Source organism: uncultured Succinivibrio sp. (genome assembly GCF_902756765.1).
Taxonomy (GTDB): domain Bacteria; phylum Pseudomonadota; class Gammaproteobacteria; order Enterobacterales; family Succinivibrionaceae; genus Succinivibrio.
In genome coordinates, this window is sequence record NZ_CACVSS010000063.1 from 1 (window position 1) to 11,909 (window position 11,909).

The 11,909-nt window shown below is 38.4% G+C and carries 11 protein-coding genes; 7 read left to right on the forward strand and 4 right to left on the reverse strand.

Annotated features, from left to right (window positions below):
* A partial coding sequence (locus tag QZU45_RS08800; RefSeq protein WP_295354270.1) for a type II toxin-antitoxin system RelE/ParE family toxin occupies positions 1 to 269 on the reverse strand: 269 nt, incomplete at its 3' end.
* Between the two features lie 2 nt (positions 270 to 271).
* Positions 272 to 493, reverse strand: a complete 222-nt coding sequence (gene relB / locus QZU45_RS08805; protein WP_295354273.1) for a type II toxin-antitoxin system RelB family antitoxin — start codon at positions 491 to 493, stop codon at positions 272 to 274.
* Between the two features lie 697 nt (positions 494 to 1,190).
* Here relB and QZU45_RS08810 point away from each other — a divergent pair.
* The 3 genes from QZU45_RS08810 (at position 1,191) to QZU45_RS08820 (ending at position 5,133) form a co-directional block, all read left to right on the forward strand.
* On the forward strand, positions 1,191 to 4,334 hold the full coding sequence (locus tag QZU45_RS08810) for an autotransporter outer membrane beta-barrel domain-containing protein (protein ID WP_295354276.1): 3,144 nt from the start codon (positions 1,191 to 1,193) through the stop codon (positions 4,332 to 4,334).
* A 147-nt stretch (positions 4,335 to 4,481) separates the two neighbouring features.
* Positions 4,482 to 4,895, forward strand: a complete 414-nt coding sequence (locus QZU45_RS08815; RefSeq protein WP_295354279.1) for a hypothetical protein — start codon at positions 4,482 to 4,484, stop codon at positions 4,893 to 4,895.
* Complete coding sequence (locus tag QZU45_RS08820) at positions 4,879 to 5,133, forward strand: hypothetical protein (protein WP_295354281.1); 255 nt, start codon at positions 4,879 to 4,881, stop codon at positions 5,131 to 5,133. The genes QZU45_RS08815 and QZU45_RS08820 overlap by 17 nt, the downstream gene beginning before the upstream one ends.
* A gap of 94 nt (positions 5,134 to 5,227) precedes the next feature.
* Here the strand turns inward: QZU45_RS08820 and QZU45_RS08825 are convergent, their stop codons facing one another.
* Both QZU45_RS08825 and QZU45_RS08830 read right to left on the reverse strand, forming a co-directional pair.
* Positions 5,228 to 6,307, reverse strand: a complete 1,080-nt coding sequence (locus tag QZU45_RS08825) for a hypothetical protein (RefSeq protein WP_295354284.1) — start codon at positions 6,305 to 6,307, stop codon at positions 5,228 to 5,230.
* A 21-nt stretch (positions 6,308 to 6,328) separates the two neighbouring features.
* Positions 6,329 to 6,886 carry a hypothetical protein gene (locus tag QZU45_RS08830; RefSeq protein ID WP_295354286.1) on the reverse strand — a complete coding sequence of 186 codons (558 nt, stop codon included), beginning with the start codon at positions 6,884 to 6,886 and terminating at the stop codon, positions 6,329 to 6,331.
* A gap of 476 nt (positions 6,887 to 7,362) precedes the next feature.
* Here QZU45_RS08830 and QZU45_RS08835 point away from each other — a divergent pair, with 476 nt between their 5' ends.
* The 4 genes from QZU45_RS08835 to QZU45_RS08850 form a co-directional block, all read left to right on the forward strand.
* Positions 7,363 to 7,842 (forward strand): type III secretion system chaperone, encoded by a 480-nt coding sequence (locus QZU45_RS08835; protein WP_295354288.1) that lies wholly within the window; start codon positions 7,363 to 7,365, stop codon positions 7,840 to 7,842.
* A gap of 31 nt (positions 7,843 to 7,873) precedes the next feature.
* Positions 7,874 to 10,315 carry a hypothetical protein gene (locus QZU45_RS08840; protein WP_295354291.1) on the forward strand — a complete coding sequence of 814 codons (2,442 nt, stop codon included), beginning with the start codon at positions 7,874 to 7,876 and terminating at the stop codon, positions 10,313 to 10,315.
* Between the two features lie 489 nt (positions 10,316 to 10,804).
* A complete protein-coding gene (locus QZU45_RS08845; RefSeq protein ID WP_295354294.1) occupies positions 10,805 to 11,020 on the forward strand; it encodes an AAA family ATPase in 216 nt (71 codons plus the stop codon).
* 95 nt (positions 11,021 to 11,115) lie between these two features.
* A partial coding sequence (locus QZU45_RS08850) for an AAA family ATPase (RefSeq protein WP_295354297.1) occupies positions 11,116 to 11,909 on the forward strand: 794 nt, incomplete at its 3' end.

Below are 11,909 nucleotides of genomic sequence, written 5' to 3' on the forward strand. Positions count from 1 at the left end.
TAGGGCCTGTAAACTTCTCTTCGATGTCCAATCGCAACAGCGAGGATAATACACTCGTTATCTCTGATGTCACACACCAGTCTATAATCTCCGATACGATATCTCCAGAGAGTTGCAAGATTGCCTTTTAGCGCTTTGCCGTGTATTCTTGGATTTTCACAGCCAACAAGATTCTTTTCAATCCAAGCCTTAATAAATTCTGCAACACTACGATCTAGTTTCTTTAATTCTTTAATAGATTGCCTGGAATAAACTACGGTATATTTCATAACTAATCTTTAAAAATCTCTGCCCATGCTTCTTCGTGACTATATGTAACAGGATCTTTTAAAAATTCCTTATAAGCTTCTTCTGCCATACGGATATCATACTCATCTTCAATCTTCTCAAAGAGTGCTCTCTTAAAAGCTTCTCCAAGAGAAATACCGTTGAGAGTCGCATAACCGCGAGCCAGTTTTTCTTCCTGAGGATTTAAGCGAATTGAGAATGCCATAATGACCTCCAAACTTTATTTTAATTATAGTACATTGTACTATCTGTTTTCAACTACACTTAAGTTCTTATCATCTTATTTTTGTTTGCAAGGATCCTTCGTAAAGAGAAGAATCTTACTCAAAAGTAGCTTTCCTCAAAGACCAGCTCCTTCCGGCTGATAATCTGATTTTTATGCAGTCTTAAAGGTTATTGTTCCTCTCTTATAAAGTAAGCCTAACCATTTATCTTCACGATATTTTTTCTAAATACATATCAGATTCTGGAATGATTGATTTTTATGATTAACTCATAAACAGCATATTAGGAAAATGCAGAGTTCTGCAGTCAGGGGCGAAAATCCGGACCTAGTTCTGCTTTTTGCAATAGCTTTTTAGGTCCTGCTGTTGTAACGGTCTTTGTATACAAAATTTTAGGTTGATTAGGAGGTATTCAAAGTAATGATCTGGACCAGTTGAATCGATATCCTCTTTCATGGCAGCTAAACAAAACAACTGCCTTTGAATATGAGCTTTGTCATTAAATTATGGCTTTTATTAGAGTAGAATTAGTCGGATTGGTTATTTAGATCACTATTTATAAAAGAAAAAAATCCATATAAAAATAAAAATGTTCTCACGAGCATTTGAGGGGACGCTTAAAGCGGATCCCCTGTTCAAATAACCTGTTAATAAATTTGATTTAGGTAAAAACAAGAAATGATAAAACAAACAAGAAATGCTATGCATATGCTGTTTTCAGCTTATCTTGCTGTCTACAGACAGGCTATGTCAAAGGGAGCCGGTATCAGATGTGCTGGTGCTAACACCTTAAAACTATTAATGATTTTATCTTCAGTCGGCTGTGCGTATGCTGATATTGAGTACTCTCAAGCAACATCTATAATGACACCTTATGGTGAGAAAGCTCTGAACGGCATCGTGCCTTATATTAATGAAGGTTCTCTGAGCAACGGGAATCCAGTCTTAGTCTCCGGTAATCTTGGTTCACAGATGGCTTTCATGATTCAGGAGAATGCTGAAGACAGCGATGACGAGGATTTTGAAGGTAATGCTTTAATGAAATCTGTCATGGACTACAATGGCAATTACCAGAATGCAGTTAATCTCCTGAATAACGCCAGGTTTCAGAATATAACCAATAAGGACGTAGCTGGAGCTATCAGTGTTAACAGTGTAACTGTCGAAGGCGGTTTAGCCAGATTTGAATTAAACGGTAATCAGAATTTCTCTGTTTCAGGTGAAACCAACGTATCTGCAGGTTTACTGCATTTAGATGCTAATACCGGCACTTCCATATCATTTGGTAATGCTGTTACCTATAGTGGAATGGGTACAGGCCATCTTTCAGGAAACGTTAATTTATCTTCGGTCGGTATGACAATAAAAGATCAGGCTGCTCTGGATCTGGGAAATACCACCATAAATGGCAATATAAACGTACAGTCAAAGGGCGTTGTCAATTCTAACGGTTTTTCAGCTTTAGAGAATCAGTATGGTGTATGGGGAACATCTGTTAACAACTTCATCGCCAATACACCTGTCAACGGTGGTATTCAGGTTGGTCACGAATCAGCCACCATTAATGGAGAACTCACCATTGATAACGGTAGAGTTGTTGTTGGTGACTTTGATGATTATTCATCAGAAGGCGAGGCGGAGCGTCCTTCTCTTACAGTAAATAAAAAAGTTACTGTACAAAACGGTGGTGAGTTAAAGATTCTGGGCATAAAAGAATATCCTGCTCAGTTAACCATGAAGGAAGGTCTTGAGGTAAAAGGCAACGGTTCTCTGGTTACAGTCGGCAACACCACCGGTAACTCCGGTGCACATCTGAATGTTACCGGTGATACGACTGTTACAGAAGGCGGCAGGATTGTAGTGGGCCGTAATGGTAAGGCAACCTTTAACGGAGATACTAATCTGGAAGGTAAAGACTCAATTACTACCAATGGAAACGGTTTAGTTACCTTCAATGGAAAAACCTCCATTAAAAACTGGAAAACTGTAGATAATACAACCGACATCTCAATTGAAGGTGAGGCAACTCTGGATGGTGCCGATATCGTTTCTCAGACTCTTACCGCTAAAAATGACACAAAGATCTACCGTACCAGTATTGAGACCGGTAAGACAGTATGTTCTGCTGTAGTAAAACTTGACCCATCATCTCTTTCAACCTCTACACTGGAATTCCAGAATAACGGCAAGCTGGCTGTTCTATCCGGTTCAGCTGTTTATGTCGGAGACAAGAGTAATTTTGGCTCAACAGGTACCGTTGCAGAGGGCAAGGCTTTACTGGCTCTGGCTTCTGGAATAAATATCGGCAGCACCAATGCAGTCTATCTGGACGGCTCCAAAGATAATAATAACGTAGGCGATATTGCTGCTAAAACCTTCACTCTGAAGTCAGGTACTACTCTTGATTTATACGGTGGTGCATTCTCAAAGGGTGCCGCTGTTACCTTTACTGATGGCAATGGTACCTTTACTGTTGAGGAAGGCTCAAAGATTGTTCTCAAAGGTAGGCAGACATCCGGAAAGAATATCGTTGTAACCGGTGCTAACGGTGGTATACAAACACCGACCGACTGGAAGTCCTATCTGTCATCAGGAAATATTCTCTACCAGATTAATGACGTAACAGCGGATAATGGTCAATACGTGGTTGATCTCGGCATATCCTCATCTGGTGTTGCCGCTGTCAGCGGAGGTATCAGTTCAGCCCTTTCAAGAGCAATTATCAGCCAGGCAAACGGCTCGGGAACAGATTCTTCAAAGAATAACGGTCTTGGTCTGATTTCTCAGATGATTGAAAACATCGGAACCGGTTCTGAGGAAGAAGTCTCAAGATTCCGTGATGAGGCAAACTCTGTAACCGGCTTTATCTTTGGTGGTGTTCCTCTGTTAAACGTGCTGGTAGCTCAGGTTGCTCATGATAATGTCGAGCAGCACAACGGCTTTACCACAACAGGTGCAAATCACGCTGCGGTACAAGGAACCAATGCTACTGTCTGGGCAATGCCTTTCTATAAGCACTCCAAGTCTGACTCCTTCAAGATTGAAGGTTCAACCTATGGTCTGAAGGCTAAGATATATGGCTTGAGCATGGGTACTGATTTTGAAGTTGCTGACGGTGTCCGTCTTGGCTTTGATGGTCTTGTCGGTCATGCCAAAACTGACAGTCAGGGCAGTCTTGATCCTTCAGAGGATGATGCTTCTTTCTGGGGACTTGGAACCTATGGCTCATATAACTATGAGAATCTGAAGGTTATGGCTGATCTTGGTTATACAGAAATGAATACCGATACTGATCTTCATACTGCATACGGTACTCTGTCTTCAAACAACACCAAATCATATACATTTACTACCGGTGTTAATGCCAAGTACAGCTTTGCTCTGGACTATGTCGATGTTGCTCCTCATGCAGGAATCAGATTCAATCATGCAAACATCGATAAGTACAAGGTTAAGAGACAGGGAGAGGTAATGATGACTGGTGACAGCATCAGCCAGAACTACTTCCAGTTTCCTGTTGGTGTAGAGGTTTCAAAACAGTTTGTCTGTGGCGAATGGAACCTGAAACCAATGTTTGATTTAACCGCTACCATCAACACCGGTGATAAGAAGCTTGATGCCAAGGCAACTCTTACCGGCTTTGACAGTAACTATGGCAATGTTTCAACCAATGCTGAAGTCCTGGATACTGTAAGTGTTCGTGGCTCTCTGGGCTTAGAAGCAAGATATGGCGCTTTAGGTCTGGGTGCAGGTTATTCCTACACCGGATCAGAAAACGTAAAAGACCATGTCTTTTCTGCCGGTGTTAAATACACATTCTAAAACAGGCATTCTGCTTTAAATCATATGCCTCCAGTATGGGGGCATATTGGCCTTCATACTCAATTTCTCAGATATTACTTTTGTTATGTTTTTTTTAAGCAGGTTCCAATATAATTTCGCAGATCACATCAGTCTTGTGGAATCTATATGCAGGAATCAATAAAAAAAAATCTGGCAAGAGTCTTTATTCTTCTGATAGGTCTGACCATCGCCCATCTTGGTGTGACTCTGTTTTTAATCGCTGATCTTGGAGCCGATCCATTTAATGTCCTCATTCAGGGCATTTTAAGAGTTGAACAGCGAATCATAGGTTCTGAGTTTATAACCCACGGCAGAATCCATATGATGGTGAGCTTTCTTATCATCCTTGTTCTACTCCTGACAGACAAATCCTATGTAAGAATCGGAACTCTCATCTGCATGTTTCTGGGCGGTCCCATCATTGATGACTTTAACTTTATCTTAAATCCGATTCTTGTACCTATTCTTAATATGCCGGTTCGACTTGTGCTGAATGTTAGGCTGCGCAATTCTTTCCTATGGCATGACCATCGTCATTAAATCTGAAGCCGGTACCTGTCCTAACGATCTCGTGGCCGTAGTTTTAAGTGACAAGATCCGTAAAAAGTTTGCTCCTGTCAGAGTCGGTGTTGATCTGCTGTTTGCCCTGAGTGGATTCCTCCTAGGAGGAACTGTTGGAATCGGCACTCTGATCTGTGCTTTTGTGGTTGGTCCTGTTGCAGGATACTTTCTGCCTCTTAACGAGCGGCTTATTAAGAATATGATTAAAAGGCTCTGAGCGCGTATTATGATAGCATAAAGAATCATTTCTAGGATTTGAATATAATTAAAATCCCGCGATAGCGGGATCTTCTCAGAGTAATCAAAGAATCTTAGATCTTTGGATTTTCAGGCTCCTCTTTTTTTTCTCCTTCAGGATCTTTTGGAACCTTATTGTTGGCAACAGGTTCTTTTGGATCTCCTTCATTTACCACAATCGGTTCTTCATGAATTTCTTCATTTTCCTGAATCTGAATTTGCTCTTTTACAGGAACATAGAATTCAACAAGTGATTTTATAGAGGCAATGAAATCTTCCGGTGTAGATTTAGTATTGCAGGAGAACACGTTGTGAGAATTATCTCTATTACCAAATATACAGCACATAAAGACATTCTTAAGTTCATAGTCATTCATTTGTTCAAGCTGTTTTTCTATATCAGTACGTTGAGAAAAGGTATTTCTGATAATTTGCTTAATTTCATCGGTTGAAGCTCTTTCAAAAGCGTTATCAACAATTTCCTTTACGCTGTTTTGTAATTGATTATTCGTGAATTTCCTGAGGAAACTGGTCTGTTTTTCATCTTCAATTCTGCCAGTTAAAACTGTCTGTGAGTAGAATTTAAGATTTTCAAAAGAGTCTATTATGTAGCCAGTTGTATTTTGGTTTGGAGCTTGTGCATTATTATTAACAATATTGTTGTGAACGCTATGATTGACATTATTTACGTCATTTTTAATCATTTCAAGATTATCATTTGTGTTGGCATTTGTGTTCTGACCGTCTACAAATGATTCTGTCTTATGATCACCGAAAAAGTTGCAGATTAAACAGGCTATGCCGGCAAGGCCTGTAACTCCAGCGGTTATAGAGGTTCCAGTAATGCCTCCGATAGCTGCAGAAATTCCCAGGAAAGCAGCTGGTGCAATACCCAAAGAGGCCACTGTTGCTACTGTAGCAGCAACGACTCCGGCTGCAAGAAGAAAACCACCAACGATGCTTTTCAGAATCTTGCCAAATCTACCGGTTTTTTTGTGTGTACCTAATTGCTCGATGTTATCCTGAGATGTTAACTTCTTCTGTGTATCTTCGGTTTTTTTATCGATAACATCATTGTCTTCTTTAATCTGATCAACCTGATCAATATTATTTGTATTAACTACATTTGTAGTATTTAAAATAGGATCTGACATACCTATTCTCCTTTAAAACAACTATTTGTTACAAATAGAAATTAAATTCTCAAACTGCTCCAGAACTGGTCTTTGTTCATGATCGTAAGGATCACAGAGATCTTTTCCCTCTTCTAAGACCTCAAGAGCACTTTGTTTATCTTTATTTTTTAGATGGCAGTAACCAAGACACAGGTAAGGCAGGGGCTCAGCTCCTCCGGTGACAAGAGTTAGCATTTTGTAGCTTTCAATTGCCTGCTTATACTCTTTTAACCCTTCACAGCATTTACCCAGACCTCCCCAGTATTTAGGTTTTGTCTGATCAAAAAGGCAAAGATTGTAAAATATATCTTTTGCTTCAACAAAAGCTGATTCTTCAAGTTTCTGCTTGGCGCTTTTATATGAGGATTCCATATAATCATCAGAGAGCTCACAAATATCCTTTAAGATCTCACCTTTGGACAATCTCTCTTCAATTTCTTCCCAGGTTTTATTTGCTGGTGCAGATGAAAAAATATTCTTGAGATGACCTGTTGAAACTCTGGCTAACTCTGAAAGAATTTCTTTAATCTCTGCCTCAGAAATCTTTGAATCGCTCATAATAACTCCTTAATTTACAAGAAACTGTTTTTTTTGAATTTAAAAAATTAAACTTCATTGTATGAATAATTATAGTTGAAAATATGGTGGAAAAAATATTATTTCTCGTTTATTGGATCACATTTATATAAAAAAAATCAACCTGAAGAATTAGCTTGTTGTGTTACCTTCGATCGTTATTTCTGATGCATTATCCTCGTGTATTCTGAACAGAATATTAAGCGTTAATATTTTGAGTAAGTTGATGTGATGAGAGGCTTGATTCTGGTTTTACCAAAGATTGCCGAAAAGCCACTGTGGAGCTGTCAATAAGCTTTAATAATGAATTTTTTCATAATTAAACATTTTTCCCGTTTTGACCATGATTATTTTATTCATGATTTGTGTCTTAATTAAAAAAAAAGTGATCCTGATAAAAATATTATTTTTCCGATTACTTTATACTACAAATAATAATTATATAGTGAGATACCGGTATGAGTTTATTTGCAAGCCTAATTAAAGATTTATCAGAACTTATGGAACTGGATATTGAGGTCAGTGCCAATGAATCCTGTTCCCTGGAGTTTGGTGACATGATAATAACCCTGCAGTACCGTCAGGAACATGACGATATTGCTATTTTTTCCGTAGTAACCGATCCGGAAAAAACATCAACTCTTTCTGATACGGTTTTAAGGGCCGCTCTAAGTCTTTCTTATAACGGCACCGGTACCGACTTTAATTTTATCGGTCTTGTAAATGAGAATCTGGTGCTTACAAATTATATTCAGATTGAAGGTATTACTTCAGAAGAATTACTGCAGAGAATCTACAGTTTCTCTCAGTCTGCTCAGAATGTCCATGACAGCCTGATTTCAATGGTAACCCAAAAGGTTCAGGAACAGTCTGCAGACAGTTCCTTGAAAACTGAGTCAGATCCGATGACTCTGATGTCTGTCGGAACAATGAGCTAAGCAAAAAGAATATTTATAGAGGTGATGAGGTATGGGGGTTACATTAGACAATATTGCCGCTTTAAAGAACGGCAGCAATTACTATTTATCAGATTCTGGTGAGATTAAAAAATCTGGCCTTATTCATAAGTTCAAGTGCTGTTTTAATCTTGGTCATTCAAGACAGAGAGTTGCTAACCTTATAAATGAGATTCAGAAAACTCTGCTTGCCTCTGCCGGCCTGCCTGCAAATCGCCAGCTTAATGCTCAGCTCTCTCAGATTGATATGACGAAAGCGGTTAAAGGACAGGAGATAAAGAATATAGCTGCTCAGTTTAGGTCTGTTAATTCTCAGCAGATCAATGAGAATACCGCTTCTTCGATTGCCAAAGGGCTTATAAATAAAACCGTGGTGGATATTCAGGCTAAGAACGGTGGTCAAACCAGAAATACCGAAGCTCTATGCTCTCTTTTAAATAAAGCTGTTTCGGATATTCTAAAGAATCCTCCTATGGTAAAGGATAAGCATAATAATAATGTTGTTGATAAAGATGCGCTAAAAAACATGCTGAATGACAGACTTTATCACGAGAATAAATTCCTGCTGAAAGTTGCCGGCTCACAGGAGCTGGGGAAACCAAAGCTTACAACATCTTATCTCTCCTACCTTAAAGATAATGCTTATGATAAGCAGGGCAACCGAATTGTTGAGGATGTAACCTCGCTGAAAAATCAGTTTGAGGCCGAAAAAGAAATTATCCTGAAAGCCTGTGAAGTAAGTGAAAATAAGAGAGAAGCTTTTGATGAGAATATTGATTACCTTCTTGAGCAGGGACAGAATGATGCTGATTTACATGAACTCCTGATGGCAAATGCAAGAAGAATCGTGCTCGGGGGTAATTCTGAACCACGTTCATTAGATTCTTTAAAAAATAAAATTAACGGAATAAAGTCCAATCTTGCAGAAATACGTTCTCTTGCTCCGAAGGATCAGCATATGTCAAATTATGCCTTTAGAGTTCTTAAGGGCTTGCTTGGAAAGAGTCTTCCTGATGGAATGTTTACCAGGTTATATAACGCAACTTTAAATGCAGATATCAGTAATCTGTCAGCATTGAATTCCAAATCTTCTCAATTGGAAATTTTCAAAGGAATAGAGGATGAGCGTTCTGCGATTGCGACAATCTTGAGTGACCAGGGCGTAAATGATCTGCTGAAAGGAAAAGACGTTGTGATAGATGATGAAGAAAGACATCCTCTCGAACAGTTTATTGAGGATATCCTTGTTTCAAGATTATCTTTAAAACAGCAGCAGGGCGTAAGACAGGCATTTTTATCTGTGAACAATATCAAACAGCAGAGCTTCTACAATAAACTTCTGGAAGCCGGCGCTGCAAGCTTCCCTCATATTCCTGAAAGCTCTGGCGACATTCTTTATGCAATGATCGTTAAATTACAGCGTTACTCTGCTACTCTGCACAGTACAGTCTGTGGGCAGTTGGGACTTGATGCGCCTAAGGAAATTCCTGACTATATCAACCCAAATCCTGATGAATTCTCTGCTGATGAGAACTCAATCTACAATAGTCTGACTCGTTCTTTAAAAAATGAGATTAAACTTCAGATGGAGTCCTATGTGGATATAATTATGCAGGGTAATGCCTTAAGTCAGCAGAAAACTTACCTAAAGGAGAAACTGGTTGACATCTTCTCCAAGGCAGGAGTTAGGCTTAAGCCTAGCCAGATTTTTAAACAGCTAGTTAAAAAAGATTTTAGTTCCCTGCTGAACGTGGATATCATCGAGGGACTTAGACTTCTCAGGGCGGGAAAGTTTGAGGAAACATCTTTCTTCAAAGATATTAAGAGAGATTTTAATGTTACTTTGCCTGACGGAAAGATGCTTGACAAGGATCCTCTTGTGGCACGTGATGAGCTGGCTCAGTTTGTAAGCAAAGATCCAGCGAAAAAGTATGATGAACTTGATGAAAAGACTAAAGACAAAGTTAATGTCTTAATATCAGTGATTGCACAGACTACATTCCTGTCAATGAATAAAGGTATGATGACTGTTTTGGATCCGGATAGAAGGGGCCCTTTACTTGAAACACACGGAAATAAAGATGAAAGTAATGAAAATTATACGATGTCTTTAAATATGGACCCTGACGGAAATGTTTCTGTAGCTGCGAATTATTCAAGTAATTTCTCTATGTATTACTTTAATGAGCAAAACAGCAGAGATCAGATGTGCGATCCAAAGAGTAAAAGAACAGCCAAGGTTTCTTTTACGTTAACCAATGAAAACTTTGACAAGATTTCAAAGATGAATCTTGATAACTATCCTGCTGAGGAAATTGACAAGATTCTTAGAAATAAAGGGGAATACAGGAACATCAATAACAGACATGATGCTATCCTGCAAAAACTCCCACCAGAGCTTGCAGTTGATGTTAACCTGGATTTCGCCAAACTGACTTTGGATATAAAAGACTAGTTCTCTGTTGATCACTTCTTTCGTGAATTTTGATTTGTCTGATAAATGGCTTAAAGAAGCCGTTTATCAGATTTTCTTTTGCTCTGACAAGGTAACCAATACTCTTGCCTTTTTTTCTTAGGTAACATTAGTACAACTGTCGAAGATTATTTCAAAATTTTTCTTAAAACCTCGCCTTACTCTTAAGTCTGAGGTTTCCGCTCTGCTATTTTTTTTGATGAAAAAGATAATTCTCTAGTGATTTACGGTTATAGGTGATTTTGGTGAGATTTTGTAAGAAAATGGCATAATATTGGCCCTTTTTCAGCGTTTTTTCTTGAAAATATCCTTTTCTGAAGATATGTGTCCTTAGTGGCTGTTCCTTCCTATAACCAGTTGTCATATCTTTTTCTTTTCTTCTGTAGATTGCAGTCAGAAAAAACAAGAAATGACAAAAACATGCCTGTCATGTTTTATATAATGGCAGTAGGAAATGTATAAGGAATCGTAATGGCAAAGAAAAAGATCATAGTAGGAATGCGTTCTCTAACCGAGATTAGAGAAAGTAACTGCATTTATGTCGATAAAACCAGATTTATTGACTATCTTGAAAATAGTGCAGGTACAAAAGTTCCTGTATTCCTGCGTCCAAGACGTTTTGGAAAGAGTCTTACAGCAAGTATGCTGCATAATTACTACGATATCAGTAAAAAAAATAAGCTGTAGGCAGTTCCATTATATCTTTTACTAATTTCTATCCGGATAAAGGTCTCACAGAAGAACAGCTGGATTATTCTCTTTATAATAGCGCAACTGATTTAATGCAGGTTTTTCTGGACAATTTCTCAAAGAATGCAAAAGAAGGAGAATATCTGTATGTCATCATTGATGAATATGATCACTTTGCCAATGAGATTCTGACAAGAGATAAGGAAGCTTTCAAAGATATAACCTCAACCGCTGAAGGTCATGAAGGACTAATCAAGAGATTCTATGCTCTGCTGAAAAAGTATTATAGAGGTGAGAGCAGCGGTGCTATAGACAGATTATTTATTACTGGTGTTTCTTCTGTTTCTTTAGATTCCGTAACTTCTGGATTTAATATTGCAACCAATATTAGTTATGAACTGGACTTTGGTTCTATGATAGGCTTTACCCATGATGAATTATCTGAGGTTATAGATTTTTCTCTGCTTTCTGATATTACCAAAGAGCAGGTAATGCAGATTATGGAGGAAAACTTTGATGGGTATGCTTTTGAGAAGAAAGCAAAAGAAAAAATGTTTAATTCCAATCTCTGTCTTGCCTATCTTGAGAGTGTGATTTCAGAAAGGGAACTTCCAAATCCGAATGAGATATCTCTGAATGATGATGTCGGCAAGCTAAGAGGTATGCTGAATCTCTGTGAGAATAATGTTAGAGAAGAAATAGTTCAGGCAATGTTCAATAAAGAGCCAATTGACTTAAAACTTCCTGACAAGATGAATCTGAACAGTACCAGTTATTTTGATAAAGTTCAGATGGTATCTCTGCTTTATCATTTAGGCTATCTGACAATTGATACAGAAACTTCCCAGAAAAAGGGTATAACCAGCTTTGTTATTCCAAATAGAGT

Excerpts from the sequence above, each read along its gene's own strand:
- relB (WP_295354273.1), bottom strand. The coding sequence starts at position 493 with ATGGCATTCTCAATTCGCTTAAATCCTCAGGAAGAAAAACTGGCTCGC.
- QZU45_RS08810 (WP_295354276.1), top strand. The coding sequence starts at position 1,191 with ATGATAAAACAAACAAGAAATGCTATGCATATGCTGTTTTCAGCTTAT.
- QZU45_RS08815 (WP_295354279.1), top strand. The coding sequence starts at position 4,482 with ATGCAGGAATCAATAAAAAAAAATCTGGCAAGAGTCTTTATTCTTCTG.
- QZU45_RS08820 (WP_295354281.1), top strand. The coding sequence starts at position 4,879 with ATGACCATCGTCATTAAATCTGAAGCCGGTACCTGTCCTAACGATCTC.
- QZU45_RS08825 (WP_295354284.1), bottom strand. The coding sequence starts at position 6,307 with ATGTCAGATCCTATTTTAAATACTACAAATGTAGTTAATACAAATAAT.
- QZU45_RS08830 (WP_295354286.1), bottom strand. The coding sequence starts at position 6,886 with ATGAGCGATTCAAAGATTTCTGAGGCAGAGATTAAAGAAATTCTTTCA.
- QZU45_RS08835 (WP_295354288.1), top strand. The coding sequence starts at position 7,363 with ATGAGTTTATTTGCAAGCCTAATTAAAGATTTATCAGAACTTATGGAA.
- QZU45_RS08840 (WP_295354291.1), top strand. The coding sequence starts at position 7,874 with ATGGGGGTTACATTAGACAATATTGCCGCTTTAAAGAACGGCAGCAAT.
- QZU45_RS08845 (WP_295354294.1), top strand. The coding sequence starts at position 10,805 with ATGGCAAAGAAAAAGATCATAGTAGGAATGCGTTCTCTAACCGAGATT.